This is a genomic window from Geotalea daltonii FRC-32 (genome assembly GCF_000022265.1).
Lineage (GTDB): Bacteria > Desulfobacterota > Desulfuromonadia > Geobacterales > Geobacteraceae > Geotalea > Geotalea daltonii.
In genome coordinates, this window is record NC_011979.1 from 3,135,130 (window position 1) to 3,159,153 (window position 24,024).

Genomic DNA, 24,024 nt, shown 5'->3' on the forward strand with positions numbered 1-24,024 from the left:
CCTCTCAATTTACGTGGTTGCCGGAGATATAGATTTGATCTATACGGGCTTCCTCAATGATCAGGCGGTGCAGATCCTTTTCCGCCATTGAATCCTCAACTTCCAGCACAAGGAAATCGGCCCGTTTGCCCACTTCGAGGGAACCGAATTCCTCGTCGATCCCCAGGACTTTGGCTCCGCCAAGTGTTGCCATAGCCAAAAGTTCATCATGCCGAAAAACACCGGGGAACTCATTGAGAATAAAACGCATCTCATCCCAAAGCGAAAGGGAATCATTGCTGGCAAGGGAGTCGGTGCCGATCGCCATGGGTATGTCCAGCTTCTTGAACAGATGTAGCGGCGCTTTACCCACGGTAAGCCTGTCATTGCTGCGCGGACAGATAACAACATTTACTCCTCGTTTTTTCAGTATCTCTCCATCGGCAGGCGTGATGTGCACACAGTGGACGGCAATGGTGGATTGATCCAGAACGCCAATGGAATCGAGGTATGCCGTAGACGTAGTCCTTTGAGGCTTCGGCAGGTAAGCTTCCCAATGTATATGGGGATAGAGCAATTCGGCAATCCTGCCTGTCGAATCATGCATGAATGAGGCTTCTTCGGATGACTCGGACAGGTGCGTCATTATTGGTAAGGACAAGCTGGTTGCAAGTTCCTTGATTTCCCTGAAAAAAGAAGGTGACAGGGTGTGTGGTGCGTGAGGCGATATGCCGAAACGGGTGTGACCTGATCGGATGACAACTTTCAACTTTTCCTTCAGCTCAGCACATAGAGCAGGTTCCTGGCCGATAGCCTCAAGAAAGACAATATTTTTAGTCGGTGTTTCGTCATATATTGGCAAAAGTCGCCGATCAGTGAGAATATCGGCTGATGCAACGGTACCCGATTCCAGAGATTTGCGCAGTCCTTCCTTCAGGGATAGTTCAAGTTCTTCAGGCTGAAGACCGCGCTTGATCTTTATTACCTGAATGACCCAGTCCACATAAGTACGCGGCGAATAGTCCAGATCCTTGCGCAGTTTCCATGAAGGGAAATGGGTCAGCTCCAGATGGGTATGGGCATTCACCAAACCTGGCATGATGACACCCTTGGGAAAATCGGTGACTGGAGCGTCATAATCAAATCGCAGACGCTCGACCGGCCCCACATCCCTGATTCGGCCATTTTCCACCAGGATGCCCCCGTGTGCAATGGGAGAGGAAGATATGGGCATTACGGTTGAAGCGGCGAAGATTCTCATGGCATCCTCTGAAAGGCAAAATTTATTGCTGCCTTTCTGCTCATTGTTATTCCTCCCCTAAAACCCTATTGTCAATGAGCCGTGTCTTTCCAATTTTAACAGCCAATGCTACCACTGTCTGTTCATCTGCCGTATCCACTGCCGCCAGGTTCAAACCATGGCGAAATTCCACATAATCAATTGCCGCACATCTCTCCTTGCTGATCATATCGAGAACAAGGTTTTTGAGAGCTGCCACTGATCGTTCTCCTTTGCAGAAGGCAGTTCTTACCGCGTTCAGGGAATTGGACAAACAGAGGGCGCTTACACGTTCCGCCGGCGACAGGTAAGAGTTGCGGGAACTCATTGCCAGACCATCCGCTTCACGGACGATGGGCATGCCAATCACCTCAACAGGCATATTAAGGTCGGCGACCATCTGCCTGATCACTGCCAATTGCTGATAGTCCTTCTGACCAAACAACGCAACATGCGGTGATACGATGTTAAAAAACTTGGCCACCACAGTAGTCACGCCGCGGAAGTGACCGGGCCGGTTTGCTCCGCACAGTGGCAGTGTCAACTCTTCCACGTTTACATAGGTCTGGTAATCGGCGGGATACATATCCGCAGCCCTGGGAGCAAAGATCAAATCCACTCCGGCTGCTTCTGCAATCCGCATGTCGTTTTCCATATCCCGTGGATAGCTGTCAAAATCCTCTCCCACGCCGAATTGGGTGGGATTAACAAAGATGCTGGCCACCAGCAAATCGGCACGTTTTTGCCCTTCCACCATAAGAGAAGCATGTCCCTGATGAAGGTAGCCCATGGTGGGTACCAGGGCAATCCGCTTGCCGTTCGCCCTGGCAGCCTGTGCAATACTCTGCATTTCATCTATGCATTGAATGAGTTCCATCAGTTGAATGAGTTTCCTTCCGTCGGGAATGCGCCCTCTTTTACCTCCTGGATATAGCTCGATATGGCTTGAGCTATGACAGGCTTCAGGTCGGCGTAGCGCTTGACGAATTTCGGGGCATACTTTTCACAAAGACCGAGGATATCGTGTATTACCAATACCTGGCCGTCACAGGACGGTCCGGCACCAATTCCTATCGTGGGAATGCCCGATTCGCTGGTAATTCTGGCAGCCAGCGCCGCCGGAATACCTTCCAGGACAACGGCAAAGGCGCCGGCTGACTCTACAGCGCGGGCATCGGCAAGGAGTTTTTCCGCCTGTTCATTGTTTCTTCCCTGAACGCGGTAGCCTCCCATACGGTGCAGAGACTGGGGAGTAAGTCCAATGTGCGCCACTACCGGGATATCCATGGAGGTGATGGCTTCGATTACCGGGGCCACATTCACCCCTCCCTCGATCTTTACCGCGGCTGCCCCTCCCTCTTTTATCAGACGACCAGCGTTCAGTCTGGCTGATACCATATCGGTCTGGTAGGAAAGAAACGGCATATCCGCCACCACCAGCGCCTTCGGCTGAGCTCTTACCACTGCCCGGGTGTGGTAGATCATATCTTCCATAGTCACGGGAAGAGTATTGTCATAACCTGCATAGACGACACCAACAGAGTCACCGATAAGGATCATATCGATGCCGCAGTCATCCATTATTCTTGCGGTTGGATAATCGTAGCAGGTGAGCATAGATATCTTCTCGCCCTCTGCTTTCATTTTCTGGATATCCAGTATGGTCGTGGCTTTCTTCAAAGGTTCCTCCAATAATAAAAGCGCCCACTGGCTAAGGGGGCGCTGGTATGAATCTACAAGAGAAAGTTATCTCTTTTCAGCTATTGCCTCCCGTCCCGGTTCTGTTGAATCCTGGCGGTATGTTCGTTGTCAGAGGAGATTTGTCGGATCCGCACAAATGTTACGGCCCATCTCACTGTAATTGTCAATATTAGTACCAGAATACCGAATTAAAGTCTACCATTTTTTAACAGTGTTTGAAAATGCGGTTTTCCCGGCTCAACTGGCTATGGACTTGATTACTTCCAACTCGCTCACTACTGCACGGCTGTCTTCCTGCCTCTTTTCCAGGTCGTCGAAGACGCCAACTATCAGTCCTCCCACGGCATCCACCGATGTTTTGATTTCGCTTCCTTCAGAAGCCTGTTTTACCGTTGCTGTAACCATCTCTTCTGTCATTTCCTTAATGGATTCGATGGCCTTGCCGATATTTCTTGTTGCCTTCGCCTGCTCCTTGGAGGCATTGAATATCTGGGAGGTCATGGTGCTCACATCTTCAATGGAGCGGGTAACCAGCTGTACGCTCTGTGCCTGCTCTTCGGTAGCAATCTTGATCTGCTCGGTCATCTCCATGGCACGTTTGGAACTGTCCTCAATCATGCCCAACGCAGCACCTGTTTCTTTCCCCAGCTTGACCCCTTTCTGTACCAGCTCCTTGGTCATGGTCACATTGCCGGCCGCAATGCGCGATTCTTGCATGATCTCTTCGATAATAGAGGTAATTTCTCCAGTGGATTGACCGGTCTGCAGCGAAAGGTTTCTTATTTCATCGGCTACTACGCCGAAACTTTTGCCGTAATCTCCAGCCTGGGCAGCAATAATCGAGGCATTCAACGCCAAAAGATTCGTCCGTTTCGTTATTTCATTGATGACACTTACTATGTTGTCGATCCGGCTGCTGTTCTCACTCAGGCGTTTAATCCCCTCGTAGGACAGATCTACAGCCTTTTGTATCTCAGCCAGAGAGGTGATTGTTTCGGAAACGACAACTCTTATCTTGTCGCTATGAGCCTTGACCTGGCTTGAGACATTGTGGGAAACAACGGTATTGGATTCCACCTGCTTGATCGTTCTGGAAATTTCCTCCATTGCCGAAACGGATTTGTCCACACTTTCAGCGAGAAAATCCAGGTTTTTCGTAATCTGTTCAGTGGCAACCGATATTTCTGTTACAGCGGCGCTTGTTTCGTCCACGGAAGCCAATACGCTTTCAGACGCAGATGAAATGTGGGTGGCGCTATCGGCAATTGTCCCAGCAGAAGCCTTGAGACGATTTACATTACGGGAACAGGTATCCCGATTATTGAGAAGCTCGGAGAAAGTCTTACCCAGTTGCAGCGTCAGGGTATCGATGGCCTGCAGGAGGTTTATCCGGGTGATGGCGGAGGCAGCCTGATCGGCAAAAAGTTTGATTGTGTCGGAATCCGTATCATTCAAGGTCCGTTGGCTGAACCTGTTATCAATGCCGAAAACGCCCCAGGATTCGCCTTTGACAACAATGGGACAGAGAACGAAGCTACGCGACCGAAGGGGATGAATGGTATCGTAAGGGGATTTGAGATGAAAATCGGATGGATACTTGGTAATATCATCGACCAAATAAAGTTTCTTTTCGGAAAAACATTTGAATATGACACCACTCCTGCCATCAAGAGGCAAGGAAACATTTGTGCGGTCGAAATTATCGGAACCAGTTGCCGCAGCAAAACGGAGTTCCTTTCTCTCCTCATCGACCATAAGAAGATTGACACGATCATAACCCAGAATGTCGTGTAATCCTTCGGCGCACAGAGAAAGAACTTCCTGAATGTTTATGGTTTTCTGAATCCGGCTGCTAATGTGGTGAAAATTTTTGATGTTGTTGTCAAGGACTTTGTAGCGGTTCTCGAAAATTTCCTTTTGAGAAGCCACCTCCTTATGCAGGGCATCCAGTTCCACCGCCCTTTCATGGAGTTCATCACCGGCCTTGCCTATGAAAAATCCTACCACTGCCAGAACCAGCGCCGTGCCGATCCCCATATACAGATAAAGAGCAAAATGGTAATTGCTTTTTACAACATCGGTGACGATCTGGGAAAGAAGAGAAACCTCTTTGTCACGCAGAAAAATAAGGCGGATGGCAGTCCAACCTATTGGTGCACCGACACCGAGAATAAACCCTAAAAAGGCGTATAGCCTGCTTCGCTTGATTTTGTCCATTAAAGCTGCACCCTCCAAAACAATGCCATCGCCAGGGTTCAAAGAATTCCACAGCAGTTTAGGGTACTTGATCGGCTATTGTCAATTGTTAATCATCACCTGCCAAGCATTATCCCCAAATTTACGGCAGATTTCACCATTTCACCATCGGGATCCACAACTTTAAGCTGTTTGATCGCCTTTTCAATGGCTACATTGCCAATATCCCTTCCTTTGAGACATACCATCGTGCCGAACTCATTCCGGTCAACAAGTTCCACAGCCTTGACTCCGAAACGGCTTCCCAGACACCTGTCAAAGGTGGATGGTGATCCGCCGCGCTGCAGGTGACCGAGCACCATAACCCGTACATCCATGTCCAGGTTCGCGGCTAGCTCGTTCGCCACGAATTCTCCGACGCCGCCCAAACGCTCAATGGCATGAGTAGCATCGGCGCTGTTTTTTACAACTCTCATGCCCCCCGCAGGAAAGGCCCCTTCAGCTGCCACAATAATACTGAAACGGCTGCCGTTGTTACGCCTTTTTTCTATGGCCAGGCAGATTTTCCGGATGTCGAAAGGGATTTCAGGTATGAGGATGACATCTGCACCTCCGGCTATACCTGATTCCAAAGCTATCCAGCCGGCATATCTTCCCATGACCTCCATTATCATCACCCGGTGATGGCTCTCTGCAGTGGAATGCAGTTTGTCCAGTGCATCGGTTGCCGTTTCAAGGGCAGTATTGTAACCGAAGGTCACATCCGTTTCCATCAGGTCGTTATCGATGGTTTTCGGTACACCGACAATGGGCACACCCTTGTTCATCAAATCCATTGCGATCTTAAAGGAGCCTTCACCGCCGATAACGACCAGAGCCCCTATGCCAAGAGATTTTATTCGTTCAACAACTTCATTGGAAGAATCAACATATTCGATCTTGCCCCCCTTTTCAACCGGACGGGCGAAGGGGTTACCCCTGTTGGAAGTTCCGAGAATGGTCCCTCCACGGGGGAGGATACCGCGCACATCATCGATGGATAACTGACGACATCTGCCGGTCAGCAATCCGTCGAAACCGTCCTCAATACCGACTACTTCCCAGCCGTGTTGAATGATGGCTGCTTTAACGACGCCTCTGATGACTGCATTAAGCCCTGGACAGTCTCCACCGCCGGTAAGTACGCCAATCCGTTTTTTCATGGATGCTCCTCCTGAATAGAATGCATTAAATGGAAGCCATTGCCATTGCTGCGGCGCCGAGAATGCCGGCATCATCACCCAGCTCGCTTTTGATCACTTTGAGTCTCCGTGCCGGAATGGGAAAAGCTCTGGCAACAATCTCCCTGCGCATGGGTTGGGCAATGAGGTCAAAGCTTGCCGCCACCCCACCACCGAGAATGATGCCGTCCAAGTTCAAAAGATTTGCCACCAAAGCCGAGGCAATACCAAGATAACGACCTGCCTGCTCGAATATTGACCGGGCCAGTGAATCTCCTTTAGCGGCCGCCTCGGCGATGATGGCGCTGGTAATCTCCGCGGGGGGGATGTGCGCGAGACAGCTGCTGCCCCCCCGATGCAATGCATCCATAGTGGCTGATACTATGGCGCTTGCCGATGAATACTGTTCCAGGCAGCCGTGGTTGCCACACCTGCACAGCCTGCCTTCAGGTTCAACTGTTGCATGACCAAATTCAGCAGCCACGCCGTCAACTCCCGTCCACAGTCCATCATTCAGCACAAGGCCACTACCGACGCCTGTGCCAAGGGTAAGCATGAGGAATGATGCCATACCTTTGCCGGCGCCGAAACACTTCTCACCCCATGCCCAGGCATTGGCGTCGTTGACAACGATCGTTGGCAGCCCAGTGGCTTGGCAAATCAGCTGGCGGAGGTTGAGTCCCTCCAGGGGCTGCAGGTTAACCGAGGAGTACACCAGCCCCTCATTGGAAATCAAGCCTGGGACTCCGACTCCGATGCCAACAACCTGCCAGCCTTCAGCCGTGCCTTTTTTTTTCAGATAATCAAGGCTTGAGTAAAGGCGGGCAAGAAAGTCGTCCCGTCCCCTGTTTATTTCCGTCGATTGCCGCTCTTTGAATAAAAGCCTCCCTGCTTGATCAACCAGGCAAAATCTTAGATTTGTCCCACCCACATCAATGGCAATGCAAATCTTTTCTTTTGTCATAATTCGACCTTTCCGGCCGCAGTAAATCCTGCCAGCAGCCTGTCATAGGTGGTCAGGAGGTTTTCTGGCATTACCCGCAAATCAGATATCACCGTCATGAAATTGGTGTCACCGTTCCACCTGGGGACCAGGTGAATGTGAAGATGATCGTCAATCCCGGCGCCGGCTGCGTGCCCCAGGTTGAGCCCCACGTTGTAGCCTTGGGGAGATGCCTCTTTTTCCACAACGTTGCGAGACAGTTGCAACACCTTGAACAGGTCAAGCATCTCCTCGTCACTCAGTGAATTCATATCGGCCGTATGTCGCAACGGGGCAACCATGAGATGACCATTTGTATATGGGTACCTGTTCAGCATCACCAGTGACAGTTTGGTTCGGTAGAGTATGAGCCTGTCGCGGTCAATGGCTTCGTCAGGTCCAATGCACAACACGCACCCCTCAGACTTTGAATTTTCAATGTATTCCATGCGCCATGGAGCCCAAAGCCGTTCCATATGTCACCGTCCTTGAATGTAATCATTTGAATTATTACTAAATACCTTGATTTTACAATCTTTGCCATTACTATTTCGTTCCAATAAAATCATTTTATATTTTACCTATATTAAATTCTTGACAACTAATAACCAAAGTGCTTAATGTAGGCATCTGCTGGCCACACAACGTTTTTCTAAAACTATGTTAGAATTTTAGAGAAGACAAATTTTAAATTAAAGTAAAAGGATAGCCACCAAAGGAGGGCCGTATGACAAAAAAAATGGATGCATTAGAGTATCATTCCACCGGTCGCAAAGGGAAAATAGAAGTCATTTCTTCAAAACCCTGTCTCACGTCACGTGATCTTTCTCTGGCCTACTCACCGGGGGTCGCTGAACCCTGTCTTGAAATAGAAAAGAACCCGGAAGACGCCTTCAAATACACTGCCAAGGGCAATCTGGTCGCCGTAATCTCAAATGGAACCGCCGTCCTTGGCCTCGGCAACATTGGCGCACTTGCCGGCAAGCCGGTTATGGAAGGGAAAGGTGTTCTTTTCAAGCGTTTCGCCGACATAGATGTTTTCGACCTGGAGATCAATTCGGAAAACCCCGAAGAAGTGATTAAGGTCTGTCAACTTCTGGAACCGACCTTCGGCGGCATAAATCTGGAGGATATAAAGGCACCGGAATGTTTTTATATCGAAGAAGAGCTGAAAAAAACGATGAACATACCGGTTTTCCACGATGATCAGCATGGCACAGCGATCATTTCATCGGCGGCACTGATCAACGCTCTTACATTAGTGAACAAAAAGATCGAGGATATAAAAATTGTCGTCAATGGCGCCGGTGCTTCCGCCAACGCCTGTGCAAACCTGGCCATTTCCCTTGGAGTCAGGCGGGAAAACCTGATCATGTGCGACACAAAAGGTGTTATTTATAAAGGTCGTACCGAAGGGATGAACAAGTATAAGGAAAGATTTGCCGTCGATACATCTCTTCGCACTCTTGAAGAGGCGGCCAGTGGTGCCGACGTCCTCTTCGGTCTCTCGTCCAAAGGGGCATTTACCCCCGAAATGGTACGCAAAATGGCCACTAATCCTATCATTTTCGCCATGGCCAATCCCGACCCGGAAATAACCCCCGAAGAAGCTCATGCCGTGCGCGGCGACATCATCATCGCCACCGGCCGATCCGACTATCCCAACCAAGTAAATAACGTTCTCGGCTTCCCTTTCATCTTTCGTGGCGCCCTTGATGTGAGGGCCACCACCATCAATGAAGAAATGAAAAAAGCTGCCGTTGCGGCTCTCGCCGATCTGGCAAGAGAGGAGTGCCCGGATTCTGTCTGCCGAGCTTATGGCAATGTCAAGTTTGCCTTTGGTCGTGACTATATCATTCCCAAGCCATTCGACCCAAGAGCACTGCTACGAGTCGCCCCGGCCGTTGCAAAAGCGGCCATGGATTCAGGCGTTGCCAGGCAGCCCATACCTGATATGGATAAATATGTCGAACATCTGGAATCCCTGCAAGGAAAAGCCAAGGAAACACTGCGCATGATCATCAACAAGGCGAAGTGCGATCCAAAACGTATCGCCTTCCCTGAAGGTGACAACGAAAAAATACTCAGGGCGGCGCAGCTTGTGGTGGAGGAGGGTATTGCCTCACCTCTTTTGATAGGCAACCGTTCGAAGATTCTGCAAAAAATGGAAGAGATGAACATAGATTCAAATGGCCTTACTATCATCGATCCCGATGAATATGAGAAGACAGAAAGCTATGCCCAGGAACTTTACCGGCTGCGTCAGCGTAAAGGTTTGACCCTTTCGGAAGCACGCCGCATCATGAGAAGAAAGTCCCGCACCCACTTCGGCTGTATGATGGTAAGGATGGGTGATGCCGACACACTTCTTTCCGGAATCGATACCCATTATCCGGAAACAATCAGGCCTGCCCTTGAAGTCATCGGTAAGCAGCCCGGGCTTAGCAGCGTCCACGGCCTCTACATGATGGTATTCAAGAAAGGCATATTCTTCATGTCCGACACCACCGTAGAAATTGATCCAAATGCGGAAGAATTGGCTGAAACCGCCATCCTGGCAGCAGATAAAGTGCGCATGTTGGACATTGAGCCTAAACTGGCCATGCTCTCCTTTTCCAACTTCGGCTCGGTTCAGCATCCCGATGCCCTTAAGGTAAAAAAGGCAGTGGAGATCGTCAAAGAGAAGGTCCCCGGCCTTGAAATCGAAGGTGAAATGCAGGCCGATACTGCTGTAGTTCCCGAACTGCTTGAAAACTACCAGTTCAGCGCCCTCAAGGGTCCGGCAAATGTTCTCATATTCCCCGACCTGAACTCCGGGAATATCTGTTATAAACTCCTTCATCGACTGGGGGGAGCTGAAGCAATCGGTCCCATACTCATGGGTATGGACAAGCCGGTACACGTATTGCAGCGGGGCGATGATGTAACCGATATTCTCAACATGGCAGCCATCGCCGTGGTTGACGCCCAGAATTCATAACAGAAGCTACATCAACCTCTGCAAAAAAGGCCGCCCCCGATGGTGGCCTTTTTTTCTTTGCAGTTGTCAATTTTGTCTCGAATCTGCTATATTTCCCAAGTTTTTTAGCAATAACCATGGAGGTCAAAACTAATGGCTCAGGCACTGGAGGTAATGCCTTCATCCCTTCAGCCCCGCGGGCATCAAGCTTTCCGCCTGACGGTTGTCCTGTCTATTCTCTTGCACCTGACAGTTTTTGCAGGCTTGACAGGCAGCAAAAACGGCAGGGTCGGGAAAAAAAACATCGCTTTCATGGATATGACCATGTCTTATCCTGCAGCCAGACCTGAAACATCCGCTTCTGTTTTCAGAAATCCACACTCTGCCATTCCCCAACAAATACCCGCGAGAGCGATTTCTGACCCGTCTGAGCTGAGCAACATGCAGGAAAAAATAGAGAAGAACCTGCAAGCATCCGGCAGCGCCAGTGCCATACAACAGGTTTCAGTCGGGCTGGGGGCAACGCGGGGTTATTTCCGCAGCCTCGGTGATGGAGAAACCCTCCGAGAGGACATACAGGCATACTACTTTGAGTTACTGCAGAACATCAACGAGAAGTGGTGGCTTGATAAAGACATAGACAGGATGGGAATCAAGGAGGTGGTGATGAATATCGTCATCGCCAGAGATGGGACTATCGTTGCAAAAGAGCTTGTGCACAGTTCGGGTAATACAGGTTATGACAAGGCAGTACTGAAGGCTCTGGACGGTGCCGGATCTCTTCCCCCCCTGCCAGAGACCTACAATGGCGATTTTTTTCTCGCCCCCATCCGTCTGGTTGCCCCCTTGAATTTATTGGCTTCCTGATTCCGAAGTTTCCACCAACTCTTCAAGTTCTTCATAGTCAAGCTCCATCAGCTCAAGGGAATCCGGTTCTCCCTCCAATGAAGCTATCTTCGAAGCCACTCCGGGAAAATCCGGATTAACTTTTTTCACTTCTTTGTAAATATCAAGAGCTTCACTGGGCCGACCAGATGTTTCACAAAGCAAAGCCAGCTCATACTTAAGTCCAAGCATATCTTCGTCAGTTGCCTCTTCCAGTGACATCGCCTCAAGCAGCATCTTTTCAGCCTGTTCAAAATCATTTTTCTCCCGATAGCAGGCAGCCTGGAGGGAAGCGCAGTCCAACTTTCTTTTGGGGCTGGCAGAAGCACGCCTGAACTCCCCAATGGCATCATCATAAAGCCCCATTTCCTTATATGCAATGCCAAGATCGAAATGGGTTTCAGCATCGCCCTGGTTGGTCTGGTCATCCCTTTCAGTCAGCATCCCGTCCCAGGAATATTTTGCAGCTTTGACGCTGACAGCCGGTTCTTCCGCCAGAGTGAGAGACTCCTCGAATTCGTCGAAAAGCTGATCGATTCCTTTGCAAATGTCGATGTCAAATTTGTCTTGTTCGCCATCTGGCAGCTCATCCTCAATATCCAGCAAAGAAAGCTCGGGTAGATCTTCGGCTTCTTCCGGCAGCAGAACAAGATGCTCGTGCTCCGCGAGATCGGTCGAGTCCAGCTCAAGCAGGTTTCCAGCCTCAGACACACTATGCAGTTCTTCAGGTTCCGCAAGCTCCTCTGCAAGCTCCAGTGACAGGGATTCAGCATCATCGACAACTTCGCAGATTTCTGCTGCAAGCTCCATTTCCGGCTCATCAAGGACCACATCCACTGCGGAAAATTCTTCTTCAGCAAGGTTCAGTGTTTCCGCTTCAGTTTTCCCATCGAACGGAACTTCTTCAGACAACAAGACATCTTCGTCAATTGCCAGCACATCTTGATCAGAGTGATCAATCTCTTCTGCCGCAGGCGTTAAATCTTCTTCTCCGGGCAATACTTCTTCCCCAGCTGAAAGTATATCGTCCTCAGATGGCAGGGCATCCTCTTCCAGAGCTGCCAACTCGGCAGCAACATCTTCCCCGTCATCTATGGAAAGATAGATATCCTCTTCCCAATCTCCCCCGCATTCAATTTCAGAAGCTTCAGCAGTTTCGACAAAATCGGAAAATTCTGCCGGTCCAGCGGGCATGCTTTCAATCCCCGGATTTTCCAAGCACCCGATTGCAGATTCGGCTGCCTCTTCTTCCAGGGAAAAAGTTTCCTCAGGCTTAGGTTCAACCCGTTGAATGCTATTTTCCAGCAAGGTCAGCTTTTCCGCCTCGCCACTTTGTTGGTAGAGTTCCTTTAGTCCTGTAACGATCCTTTCATCGTCTGACCATTCCCGAAGAGCCGTGTACAGGGCTTCCAGTGTGCCGAAAGCAGACTGCGCCAGAAAGAAGCCAGAGTGTTTGCCTAACAGTTCTACCCCTTCCGCATATTTTTGTTCCGCCATGGCAGAACGGATAATTCCTTCACGGGCAAATAACTCGTCGGGAAAGAGGCGTATTATCAGGTCATAGGTGAGCCTCAGTTTTTCATGGTCTTCCTTGATCTGGTAAGCCTGGGTGAGCAGTTTCCACAGGGGGAGGTTCGTGCTGTCCTGCTTTATCAATCCGCTTAATTTGCCAATGGCATTATCCACATCTGATTTCACCAGTACGGCAAGGTCTTCGACTGAAAGCTTCGCACGATCAGGGAAAAGATTGGCAATTCTTGCTTCCATCTTCTCGGCAGCAGATTGATTGCCGGTGGTCTTCAGCAGGTTTGTCAGTCTCGTATATGCATCAAAGGCAGCGTCCGGCTCTCTCCTGGCAAAGAGAAGCTCAGCGTGTTTTTGGCAGGTGGCAAGATTTTCAGGATCCAGCTCCAGCATTTTTTCGACTGTCTTGACGGCATCGGCCAGTTGGGAGTTCTTCTCGAAGAAATTGACGGCGGTCCTGTATTCGTCGAGGGCATTACCGGTCAGTCCCTGTTTGCCGTTAAGTGCAGCCAGGATGACGGTTATCTTGATATTATCGGGAGTAAGCTTCTGTATCTGCTTGTAGACGGCTATTGCCTTGAGATAATAGCCATTGTCATCGTAGAATTTGCCTATAACCTCATATTCCGTTACGGCCTCATCATTGCGCCCGGAACGAACCAGAAGCTCTGCAAGCCGCTGCCTGTGGCGGGTATCCTTGGGATCTAGTGCTACAACCTGTTGATAGTCCTTGATCGCTCGATCAAGCTGTCCCTTAAGGATAAATTTCTGTGCACTTTCCAGAAGTTTTTCTCTATTTGAAGCCAAAGAAGCACCTTCACCGTTAAAGTAGATATTACCGGTAGTCAAATTAGTTCAAACCCTGCGGCATGTCAAGGCTTATGAAGCCTAAACCTTTGGAATACTTATCCTTGGCGGTCCTTTTCGAGCAGAGAGAGAATATGCTCCAGCTGCTTGATTTGTTGAACCGTCAATGGCTGTTCATGGTATACAGCTTCCCCGTAAATTGAAGCAAAATGCTGCACCAACCGGTCTCCGGTCTCTTCAGCCAACTCATATAAACCAACGGTACCTGGTTCTTTGGTGAGCGGATATTGCTTGCCGACAATCCTGAGAAAGTCGGAAAGGAGCCTTTCTTCCCTGGTTTTGACTCGCTTTGTGCTAATCAATCGGGCAAAGACAACAGCTGCCACAACTACCAGCAAAACAACAAAAATTTTCAAGTCAGCTATCTTCAGTTGTTTCAGGTTGCGACTGGCTGCACCAGCCAATGAAATCTGGCTCTCAAGATCGTAGGTAATGACTGCCCTGTTCCAGTAGTAACCAAAAAGGTCCAGGTAGGCTTGCAATTTTCGCATCATACCCTGGCTGCCCGCATCACTGCTGCGTACGGTATTCACCGCCCAGCGGGTCGGATCGACCGTTACCCATCCCTCCCCTGCCAGGTATACCTCCAGCCAGACATGGGCCATGTCTTCAGTTACCGTGTAATAGCGGCCAATGGGGTTATACTCGCCACCAAGATACCCTCCCACCAGGCGTGTTGGCACTTTTGCCAGCCTCAGCAAAGTTGCTGCAGAAACTGCAAAAAGCTCGCAATTTCCACTGCGTTTGTCAAAGAGAAAGGTGTCGATTGAAGATGAACCGGTCGGTAAATCGCTGGTGAGATAAATGAAGCTTTTTTTCCTGTAAAAGTCTTCCAAGCGGGAAAGTAACTGACGATGGTCCCGGTCTTGTCGCCTCAAGTCACGTGCCAGGTTCTTCATACGCGGAGATATGCCTGTCGGAAGCTTGAGGTAGAATTTTTGGTGTACCCCCCCGACAACACCGATCCTGTCGCCCATGATGGATTCGACACTATAGCTGATGCGCCTTTGCGACTGATAGGGTTTGTAGAAAACCAGATCTCCGGACGCGATGGTCCTGGTTCCTGACAGCTGCCGGGGGATGTTTAACGTGATCAGGTACCTGTTTTGGGAAGGTTCAGGATAAATGGTCTGCCGTATAGTTGGTCCAGCTTTAATTCTGGAAACTTCACCGGCCGGAGGTTCAGTTCTGCTCCAGGTATTACCTGCGACCTGATTCAGGACGATGCCGCGCCAGTACAGCTGACTCTGTTCTACTCGGCTGCTTTCGGCCCGGAAGGCTACTATTTTGGCTGCGGCAGTGGAAGCAGTACCAGGTTCTATTTTATCACTGAAACCGGTGACCTTGGCAGATGGCTTCTGAACCAAATGCCACAGCGGATACTGTGTCCTAGGGAGTATAAGAAAGAAAAAAGCCGTCAGAGGGATGATAGCCAAAGACATTAGCAGGGAAGAGGTCAATATCTTTTTCATCCCCGGGCAGCTGATATTCATTTGGGGGTCCTTCCCGTGAAAAGTCAACAGCACCATGGAAACCGTGATCAGCACCAACTGAACGAGCAGGTAAACAAGGAAAACAGCATCCAGACTATAGAGCGAAGAAGCGGCAAGTGCTATCAGGGCAAGCACGAAAACCTGCAGATGATTTCTTCCACTCTTCTCACTGATGAGCCTTACCCCGAGCAGTAGAATGATGGCATTCGCCGCTGGGGAAAGCACGTTGTCTCTACTGAACTGCACCATATAGAATGCAAAAAAAAGGATAGAAACCAGGGTGGTAATAGATGCTGCCGGATATCGGTTCCGGTAATCGGCAAGGATCCCTGCAGCAAAGGCAGCCAAAAAGAGAAATCTGGGGGCTGGCTCAATGTACGGGAAAAGAGGTATGAACCCGAGCAGGGCTATGCAGAAGGTAAGAAAAAGAAGGGGGATCCTAATTCTGATCATAGAGCGCCAACTCCGTCAGCAAGCGGAGCCTGTGTGATTTTGAGGCCTTCGGCTTTATTATCCTGTCACTGATCCTGAGGCCGACAGGGCGGTTGTCACGGATAAGACGGTTAATGAGAAATACTGCAGAGGAAAGGCGCGCCTCCAGGGTCGAACCTGGTAACAGGCGAGGGTCGAGGATCACAGGCTCTCCCCCCCCAGCGCTCATCTCTTTGACCTTTAACAGCGGGTGCTTTGCCGAGAGGCGCCAATGGATCATTTTAAGTGGATCGCCACCGGCATAATCCTTGATCCTGTTCACCTCTCCCTCCATCCCTCTGCTCAGCGGCAAAGGATCGGTGTTCGGTTGACCTTGTTCGGCTGCAGTTGCAAAAGAGGCATGGATGGGGGCTGGAAACACTATGAATTCATCTTCGAGGCGTAGACGGTTGCATCGGACGAAGAAATTGACCGGAAAAGGGGAAAATACCAGCGCCTCTCCCATGGGTTGTAGCCCCCTATGGGTGAATTTGACGACGACGGAATCTGTTTCGGTGGAAGAGCTGCTTATGTAGTTGAAATCCGTAGACTTGCCACAGACCATGATCTGCAGGAGGAATGATGGCATGAGCCGTTTTGTGTTGGTAAGCTTAATCACCGCAAGAGTTTCAGCACCGGCGTAAATCTCCTCGGGAAGAACTAACTGCAGTTTCAGGCCCCTTATATTGGCCCAACCGGCAACACCGGATACTGCCATGAATCCGAGCATTGCGGATACTATAAGGAAAAGAAGATTATTGCCGGTATTCACCGCGGCAAAACCGAGAAACAGCGTCAATGCTATATAAATGCCACCTCCCTTTGTTATCCTTAAGACAGCGGCACGGGTATCTTTTTTACGATTGACCGTAACAACTCCTCCTTGTCGAGGCTTTGGCTTTCTTCTTTCGTAATGAGCCGATGGGAACCGACGGCGACGATTATCTCCCTCACATCCTCCGGGATGATGAAATCCCGTCCCTCCAGGTAGGCCACCGACCTGGCTGCGTCGGCCAGATTGATCCCTCCCCTGGTGGATATACCCGACAGTACCAGGGGATGGTCGCGAGTCGCGGCAATTATGGCAAAAATATAGCCAACAATATTATCGGCCAAATGGATTCGTCCCCTGATTTCTCCCTGGGCGGCAATAATATCCTCTTGAGTAAGCATTGCCTGGATAGTACGGATCTCATCGCGAAGGCTACCATACCTGATAATTGATTTTTCCATGTCCTCCGGTGGATAGCCGATGCCGGTCCTGATTATGAACCTGTCCAGTTGGGATTCCGGAAGCGGATAAGTTCCCACCTGTTCCACCGGGTTCTGGGTAGCGATGACCAGAAAAGGCTCAGGAAGCTGGTAGGTCACTCCTTCCACCGTCACCCGTCGCTCCTCCATGGCCTCCAGCAGAGCACTCTGGGTCTTCGGCATGGCCCTGTTGATCTCATCCACCAGCAGAATATTGTTGAAAACCGGCCCGTTAATGAAGTGAAAGGAGTTCAACTCTCTGTTAAAGATGGAGAGCCCGGTTATATCCGACGGCAGCAGATCACTGGTACACTGTATCCTGCCGAAGGATAAACCCATGGAATTGGCAAGGACAAGGGCCAAGGTCGTTTTACCAAGTCCGGGAATATCCTCCAGAAGCACATGTCCGCCGCTCAATAAAGCAACGAAGCATAGCCTCACGGCGTGAGCTTTGCCTTTCAGATACCGCAGAGACAGGGTATCCACGACACTTACAATTTTATCCCTTGTTGCAGATTGCATTTAAAAACCTTCTCTCAAAACTGTCGACTGTTTTAGGATACAGTGCTGCCACCATTTTTCAATGGTCCGGTCGGACATTAAGCAACCGGCCCCACTCCTGCCACTGGTTAGCATCGAAAGTGAGGAGGATGGCAGCCGGAATCACAGTATCAAGTTCATTCAACTGAAACTTTAACAGTTCACCCGTAAACATCTTGAACAACATCAGTTCGTTCTGAAAAAGACGGATGAATTCGAAGCGGATTTGCGGCAGAGAAATGGGTTCTTTCCCGACGAAATTGAGGCTGCAGAGTGCCGGGTCCATGATTTCGCCTCCCATATCAACCAGAGGCAGTCCGTGGAGCCGGCAGGTCATGGGACGATGCTCGTAGACCAGACATCGACCACTTTCATCAAGGAGAACACAAGGCGTTTCATCCTCATTGGGCATTATTTTATCCCATTCCTCGTCTGAACGGTGATTCAGGGTAAAGGGCGGTGCAAACTCGGGCCAGATAGCCCTGATTGCTTCAAGCCGTATGCGTGCATTGTCTGCCACTTTTTGCTGCACCCCCTGCCCCAGATTATCGAATCCGCTTTTCAGGAAACAGGCATCGAGAAGGGTAATGTCGAAGAGACCTCGGCAACAATGGGAACAGCCTTTGCTGCAGTGAATATCTTCGGGAACCGCTGATAAACAACGCCCGAACCAGGCGTCAACGCTTGAAAGAAGCTGACCGTATAGGGTAAGAATGTTGTCAACCTGCATGAAAATGTCCTGTATTCAATGAAAAAGGGCAGCGAATCAATTCGCCACCCTTTGAACAGTTACCGTAAATGCATCAGATCAAGCCAGCACTTCGGACTTGGTGAAGATCGATTTAAGCCAGTATCCCTCTTTCTCTATATTTTCACGTCCACCCTCTTCGCGATCCACGAGTGTTACCACGCCGAGTACCTTGAGACCTTCTTCTTCCGCCCTTTTAATGGCCTTGATAGAAGAACCGCCGCTGGTGACAACATCCTCAACGATGACTACCCGTGCTCCGGGTTTGAAATTTTTCCGTCCTTCCAGCCATGCGCCCGTCCCGTGGCCTTTCGGCTCTTTTCGGATGATGAACGCAGGAATCGGCTGCTTTTCCAGAAAGCTGACGACAGAGGTAGCAGTGGCAATGGGGTCAGCGCCAAGGGTTAATCCCCCTACCCCTTCAACCTGTTCAACGTCCTTTATCGCTTCGAAAAAAAGCTTGCCGGTCAGATAGCCACCTTCAGGATGAAGAGTGGTCTGCTTGCCGTCGAAATAAAAATCGCTTTCCCGGCCCGAGGCCAGCACGACCTTTCTTTTCTCGTAGGAAAGCTCAAGGATGATCTGTTTTAGCCTAGCCTTGTCACTCATATTCTGGAAGCTCCTTTTCAAATAGGTCTAGCTGGGGCGCAATGCCCAGCTTAGGGAATTTAACGGGATAACTCCCGGTGAAGCAGGCACGACAATAGCTGGTATTTTCGGTCCCGACAGAACTGATCAGACCATCCTCCGACAGGTATCCCAAGGTGTCGGCAGTTATATACTTGCGGATCTCATCAATGGTATGGGATGAAGAGATCAATTCCTTGCGGTTGGGGGTGTCGATGCCGTAATAACAGGGATAACTGGTTGGGGGAGAAGAGATTCTCACATGGACCTCTTTGGCTCCCGCATTACGGATCATCTTGACGATCTTGCGTGAAGTGGTGCCGCGGACTATGGAATCGTCGATGACAACTACCCGTTTGTCCTTGAGGACCTCCCTTACCGGATTCAGCTTGATCTTCACCCCGAAATGGCGGATCGCCTGCTGAGGCTCGATGAAGGTGCGTCCCACGTAATGGTTGCGGATCAGCCCCAGCTCAAAAGGTATTCCCGACTCTTCGGCGTAACCGAGAGCGGACGGCACTCCGGAATCGGGAATGGGAATGACAATGTCGGCATCCACCTGATGTTCCCGTGCCAGTTGGCGACCCATTTCCTTGCGTACCTGATAAACATTCTTGCCGAAGATATATGAGTCCGGACGGGCAAAATAGACGAACTCAAAAATGCACGGGGTCGGATTCGCCTTTTGCAGCGGGAAGTAGGAGGTCATCCCCTCATTGGTAATGATGATCGCCTCTCCCGGCTCAATTTCGCGGATGAATTCGGCGTCGATGAGGTCAAGGGCGCAGCTTTCCGACGCGACCACATAGGAACTGCCCAGCTTGCCCAGACACAGGGGCCTGAAACCGTTAGGATCACGGACGGCAACCATTCTCGTTTCCGTGAGAAAGAGCAGGCAATAGGCCCCTTTGATGCGGTTCAGGGAGTCGGAAATCCTGTCGAGGAGAGAATTGGCCTTTGAGGTGGCAAGCAGATGGACAATGATCTCCGTGTCCATGGTCGTCTGAAATATTGAGCCGTATGCTTCCAGCTCATCCTTAATGATCTGGGCATTGACAATGTTACCGTTATGGGCAACGGCAATGGACCCTCTTGAGTAGTCGACCATGATCGGTTGAACGTTTTTTATGACTGAGGAACCGGTGGTTGAGTAGCGTACATGGCCGATTGCCGATTTTCCGGGCAGTGATTTGAATATTTCCTGGTTGCCGAAGACATCCGCCACAAGACCCATGCTTTTATGGGCATGGAGAGAAGAGCCGTCCGAGGAGACGATACCGCAGCTTTCCTGCCCACGGTGCTGCAGAGCATAGAGGCCTAGATAAGTCAGATTGGACGCCTCGGGATGGTTGAATATTCCGAAAATACCGCATTCTTCTTCTGGTCGTTGTAACTTCATAACGTAAACGTACTCCTTCCCCTGAATGGGATCTTCAAGGGATGTTCGTTGTAGGGGCTGCACCGCAAAGCTCAGAAGTCGTTCTTCACATAATCTGCAGCGTTCCTGAAAAGAACAAGACCGTCGCCGTCTTCCGGCAGGTTTTCCCGAGTCCAGCGGGGGTGCTGGATGCGGTTGACGAAAGCCTCGGGGTGGGGCATCAGTCCCATGATCCTGCCGGATTCACTGCTTATGCCGGCAATGGCATTGACCGAGCCGTTGGGATTGAGGGGGAATTCCATGGTGGCAGACGTATATGCAGGATCGGAATAGACGAGCACGGCAAGATTGCCTTTCTCGATCCGCTCCAGCGTTTCCGTACCATCCACGACAAATTTACCTTCCCCGTGCCTGATTGGCAGGTAAAGACCTTTTTCCACACCGCGGGTGAAAATACAGTTGGAGGCGGTGTTGTTTTTAAGATAGACCCAACGATCCTGAAAACGTCCACTGTCGTTGAAGGTAAGGGTTGCCACCTGCTGGCGGCCATTATTGGCAAAACCCGGCAATAGACCCATCTTTACCAGCAGTTGAAAGCCGTTACAAACACCCAGCACCAGCTTTCCGTCATCGATAAAGCGCTGCAACTGTTCAAAGAGATGTTCGTTGCCGCCCTGGGTCTTGGCATAACGAAGGCGATTGGCTTGGGCCTTTGCGCTGCCAAGGTCATCACCGTCAAGAAAGCCGCCGGTGAGATTCAAAAAGTGAAAATCGTCCAGCCTTATTTCGCCGGAGAGAAGATCGGAAATGTGGGCAATCCGGGCTTCATCGAAGCCACCGAGCCGGCAGGCATGGGCAGCCTCCATCTCGCAGTTTGTGCCGTTACCCGTTATGATCAACGCCTTTGCTTTAGCCATTAAAAAACTCCCGAAACTATTACAGTGATTGCAGCGGAGACTGCCATGCTTCTTTAAGATTGGCAATCTCAGCTTTAACGACTACTTTACCAGAAACGCCTGTGATGGTTAAAGTGGTATCTGCCGTGACCTGACCAATGCGGGCAACCGCCTGACCGGACATCACATTTTCAAATGCTGCTGACTTGCCGGGATCTACCGTGATAAGAAGCCGTGATGCTGATTCGGAAAAAAGGATGGCCTCGTCGTCCAGTGATGCACTCGCCTTGATGGGTACCGCATCGAGATTCACCGCAAGACCGAAACCTCCGGCAAAAGCGGATTCAGCAGCAGCGACGGCAAGTCCACCGTCGGAAAGATCATGGCAGGAAGCGACTAATCCTTCCACCACCGCGGCATGATAGGCCCGGTAACTGTTCAAGGCCTTTTCGGCGTTGACCTGTGGTACTCTGTTACCGGTAAAGCCTTTCGCTGCCAGGTATTCAGAGCCGCCCAGCTCGTCAGCTGTCTCCCCCAGTATATAAACCACGTCACCAGGTCTTTTGACATCCATGGTCACAGCCTTGCGGGCATCCTCCATTTTCCCTATGACTGAAAAGAGCAGCGTCGGTGGAATGGATATTTTGGTGGTCCCGTCATAGAAGTCGTTTTTCATGGAATCCTTGCCGGATATAAGAGGAATGCCGAAAGCCACGCAGTAATCGTAAAGGGCCTTGTTGGCCCGCACCAGCTGGGCCATCTTGTATTCACCGTCGGGAGTCTTTTCCGATTTGACCGGGTCGCACCAGCAGAAGTTGTCCAGACCGGCCACCAGGTTCGGCGAGCCGCCGACGGCGATATAGTTGCGCAGTCCTTCGTCTATGGCATTGGCGGCCATATGGTAAGCATCTATGTCACTGTACCGGGGACAGATACCGTGTCCGACAACGACCCCCTCGAAGGAGTCGAGGATGGGTCTGACGACAGCAGCGTCCGAAGGGCCATCATTATTGACACCGGTAAAGGGTTTGACGACGCTCCCCCCCTGCACCTCGTGGTCGTAACGGCGGACCACCGACTCTTTTGAGCAGATATTCAGCGAGCCGAGCAGTTTGAGCAGGTCTTCGGTGTAGTCGCTCTTGTCGGCAGGCTTCGGCTCTTCATGATGTTTGATCTCCCAGACCCCCCGCATCTCCATGGGTGGCAACCCGCCGTGAAGGAAGCTGATCGGCAGAAAGGCCACTGTTGTTTCGCCATGGAGGATATGGAAATAGCCGGAGTCGGTAAATTCTCCCAACACCGTCGCCTCAACCCCCATAATCCTGGCCAGAGCCAGGAATTCGTCGATTTTAGCAGGAGGAACGGCAAGACTCATACGCTCCTGGGCCTCGGAAATGAGGATTTCCCATGGATCCAGCCCGGCGTACTTGAGGGGTGCCTTGGACAGGTCCAGACGGCAGCCGCCGCACTCTTCGGACATCTCTCCAATTGAAGAAGAAAGGCCGCCGGCGCCGTTGTCGGTAATGAAATTGTAAAGACCGCGGTCCCGGGCCCGCAGGAGAAAATCGGTCATCCGTTTCTGGGTGATGGGATCCCCTATCTGTACCGCTGAAACCGGAGATGATTCATTCAGCTCCTCGGAGGAAAAAGTGGCGCCGTGGATACCATCCTTGCCGATGCGTCCGCCGGTCATAACGATCAGGTCACCAGGATCTATCCGCTTCACATGGGATGGTTCGCCGTTGATAACGGCCGGCATGATGCCGGCGGTGCCGCAGAAGACAAGGGGCTTGCCGGCAAAGCGGTCATCGAAGACCAGCGAGCCGTTGACCGTGGGAATGCCGCTCTTGTTTCCCCCGTGCTCAACCCCTTCGATGACCCCTTCATAGATACGGCGCGGATGAAGCAGCCGAGCAGGAAGCGGCTTATCGTAAAAGGGCGAGGCGAAACAGAAGACATCGGTGTTGAAAATGAGCCTGGCTCCTTTGCCGGTGCCGAACGGGTCCCGGTTGACACCGACGATGCCGGTGAGCGCTCCGCCGTATGGATCCAGTGCGCTGGGCGAATTGTGGGTTTCCACTTTGAAGACCAGGGAGTAGTCATCATTGAACCTGATTACTCCGGCGTTATCCTTGAATACCGACAGGCAGAAGTCCTTGTCGCCAAGGTTCTCGCGGACCGTAGCCGTGGTCCTCTGGATAAAGCTTTTAAACAGGGAGGAAATCTGTTCCCGGTTCCCCTTCTCGTCAACATATTCGACGTTTCCGGAAAAGATCTTGTGTTTGCAGTGTTCGGACCAGGTCTGGGCCAGGGCTTCCAGTTCCACGTCCGTCGGCCGGTCACCCAAGCCCTGACTGCGGCGGGCGGCGAGAACCAGGTCGTCCCGGTAATGTGCCTGGATGATCTTCATCTCATCTAGAGTGAGAGCAAGAACGCCTTCGCGACTGATGCGCAGCAACTCCTCATCGGTCACATTCAGATCGATCTCTTTAACAGTGCCTGTGGCGTGAACGGCAACCTTGGGCACATAAGCCTGCATACCTTTCTGCGCCACAAACGATGCGTGATCGAGTATCTGGTAACGCTGGATGAGTGTATTGCAGAGAAGCCCTGTAGCTATGCCTTCCATCTCCTTGAGGTCCAACCCGCAGGTGAACAGATACTGGACAGATGTATAGACACCTTCACCTTCCCGTAAGGGGCGGCCAATGATGTACTCGATAGCCTCTTTGGCGGTCCTGCCCACGTTGTCTGTAACACCGGGCCGGAACCCCACCTCCACGACAAAATCAAAATTGCGACCGATAGGCACATCGATGGCAAAATCCTGAATGACAGGATCGGAAAAAGGACCGGCAGCTGCCAGTTCAAGTTCGGCGGCAGTGAGATCGGCATCGACGGTAAACACATCTATTGTCCTGACCTGCTTGACCGGTACGTCTAGAAAGTGCTCTATCTCGCTCCTGATCCGTTCTCCCCGCGCGTCGCGAACGTTATCCTTCAAAGCTATTTCAATTCTATGGGCCAT

Annotated in this window: 18 protein-coding genes; 2 read left to right on the top strand and 16 right to left on the bottom strand. The window is 50.9% G+C overall.

Annotated features, from left to right (window positions below; all coding sequences use genetic code 11):
* Nucleotides 1-4: 4 nt before the first annotated feature.
* From GEOB_RS14255 to GEOB_RS14285, 7 genes are all read right to left on the bottom strand, one after another.
* Entirely contained in the window at nucleotides 5-1,240 is a 1,236-nt protein-coding gene (locus GEOB_RS14255) for an amidohydrolase family protein (protein ID WP_012647947.1), read from the bottom strand.
* A gap of 46 nt (nucleotides 1,241-1,286) precedes the next feature.
* Nucleotides 1,287-2,135 carry a pantoate--beta-alanine ligase gene (gene panC / locus GEOB_RS14260; protein ID WP_012647948.1) on the bottom strand — a complete coding sequence of 283 codons (849 nt, stop codon included), beginning with the start codon at nucleotides 2,133-2,135 and terminating at the stop codon, nucleotides 1,287-1,289.
* Nucleotides 2,135-2,938 (bottom strand): 3-methyl-2-oxobutanoate hydroxymethyltransferase, encoded by an 804-nt coding sequence (panB, locus tag GEOB_RS14265; RefSeq protein ID WP_012647949.1) that lies wholly within the window; start codon nucleotides 2,936-2,938, stop codon nucleotides 2,135-2,137. Before panB ends, panC begins: the two co-directional genes overlap by 1 nt.
* 258 nt (nucleotides 2,939-3,196) lie before the next feature.
* Nucleotides 3,197-5,176: a methyl-accepting chemotaxis protein gene (locus tag GEOB_RS14270; protein WP_012647950.1), complete on the bottom strand. Its 1,980-nt coding sequence runs from the start codon at nucleotides 5,174-5,176 to the stop codon at nucleotides 3,197-3,199.
* Between the two features lie 95 nt (nucleotides 5,177-5,271).
* Complete coding sequence (locus GEOB_RS14275; protein ID WP_012647951.1) at nucleotides 5,272-6,357, bottom strand: 6-phosphofructokinase; 1,086 nt, start codon at nucleotides 6,355-6,357, stop codon at nucleotides 5,272-5,274.
* Nucleotides 6,358-6,382: 25 nt separating this feature from the next.
* Complete coding sequence (locus tag GEOB_RS14280; protein ID WP_012647952.1) at nucleotides 6,383-7,339, bottom strand: ROK family protein; 957 nt, start codon at nucleotides 7,337-7,339, stop codon at nucleotides 6,383-6,385.
* A complete protein-coding gene (locus GEOB_RS14285) occupies nucleotides 7,336-7,833 on the bottom strand; it encodes an HIT family protein (protein WP_012647953.1) in 498 nt (165 codons plus the stop codon). Before GEOB_RS14285 ends, GEOB_RS14280 begins: the two co-directional genes overlap by 4 nt.
* Nucleotides 7,834-8,084: 251 nt before the next feature.
* Here GEOB_RS14285 and GEOB_RS14290 point away from each other — a divergent pair, with 251 nt between their 5' ends.
* A complete protein-coding gene (locus GEOB_RS14290; RefSeq protein WP_012647954.1) occupies nucleotides 8,085-10,337 on the top strand; it encodes an NADP-dependent malic enzyme in 2,253 nt (750 codons plus the stop codon).
* A 132-nt stretch (nucleotides 10,338-10,469) separates the two neighbouring features.
* Nucleotides 10,470-11,183, top strand: coding sequence for an energy transducer TonB (locus GEOB_RS19410; protein ID WP_012647955.1), 714 nt, complete (start codon nucleotides 10,470-10,472; stop codon nucleotides 11,181-11,183).
* Here the strand turns inward: GEOB_RS19410 and GEOB_RS14300 are convergent.
* From GEOB_RS14300 to GEOB_RS14340, 9 genes are all read right to left on the bottom strand, one after another.
* Nucleotides 11,169-13,532, bottom strand: a complete 2,364-nt coding sequence (locus GEOB_RS14300; RefSeq protein WP_041267158.1) for a tetratricopeptide repeat protein — start codon at nucleotides 13,530-13,532, stop codon at nucleotides 11,169-11,171. The genes GEOB_RS19410 and GEOB_RS14300 overlap by 15 nt on opposite strands.
* A gap of 98 nt (nucleotides 13,533-13,630) precedes the next feature.
* The gene (locus tag GEOB_RS14305) at nucleotides 13,631-15,538 is read right to left on the bottom strand and encodes a transglutaminase family protein (RefSeq protein WP_012647957.1); all 1,908 of its coding nucleotides are present in this window, start codon (nucleotides 15,536-15,538) and stop codon (nucleotides 13,631-13,633) included.
* A complete protein-coding gene (locus GEOB_RS14310) occupies nucleotides 15,525-16,355 on the bottom strand; it encodes a DUF58 domain-containing protein (protein ID WP_012647958.1) in 831 nt (276 codons plus the stop codon). The genes GEOB_RS14305 and GEOB_RS14310 overlap by 14 nt, the downstream gene beginning before the upstream one ends.
* A 32-nt stretch (nucleotides 16,356-16,387) precedes the next feature.
* A complete protein-coding gene (locus GEOB_RS14315) occupies nucleotides 16,388-17,329 on the bottom strand; it encodes an AAA family ATPase (protein ID WP_012647959.1) in 942 nt (313 codons plus the stop codon).
* 58 nt (nucleotides 17,330-17,387) lie between these two features.
* Complete coding sequence (locus tag GEOB_RS14320) at nucleotides 17,388-18,077, bottom strand: YkgJ family cysteine cluster protein (RefSeq protein ID WP_012647960.1); 690 nt, start codon at nucleotides 18,075-18,077, stop codon at nucleotides 17,388-17,390.
* A gap of 78 nt (nucleotides 18,078-18,155) precedes the next feature.
* Nucleotides 18,156-18,704, bottom strand: coding sequence for an orotate phosphoribosyltransferase (gene pyrE / locus GEOB_RS14325; protein WP_012647961.1), 549 nt, complete (start codon nucleotides 18,702-18,704; stop codon nucleotides 18,156-18,158).
* Nucleotides 18,697-20,121 carry an amidophosphoribosyltransferase gene (gene purF / locus GEOB_RS14330; protein ID WP_012647962.1) on the bottom strand — a complete coding sequence of 475 codons (1,425 nt, stop codon included), beginning with the start codon at nucleotides 20,119-20,121 and terminating at the stop codon, nucleotides 18,697-18,699. The genes pyrE and purF overlap by 8 nt, the downstream gene beginning before the upstream one ends.
* Nucleotides 20,122-20,192: 71 nt before the next feature.
* Nucleotides 20,193-21,017, bottom strand: a complete 825-nt coding sequence (locus GEOB_RS14335) for a phosphoribosylformylglycinamidine synthase subunit PurQ (RefSeq protein WP_012647963.1) — start codon at nucleotides 21,015-21,017, stop codon at nucleotides 20,193-20,195.
* 19 nt (nucleotides 21,018-21,036) lie between these two features.
* The gene (locus GEOB_RS14340; protein WP_012647964.1) at nucleotides 21,037-24,024 is read right to left on the bottom strand and encodes a phosphoribosylformylglycinamidine synthase subunit PurS; all 2,988 of its coding nucleotides are present in this window, start codon (nucleotides 24,022-24,024) and stop codon (nucleotides 21,037-21,039) included.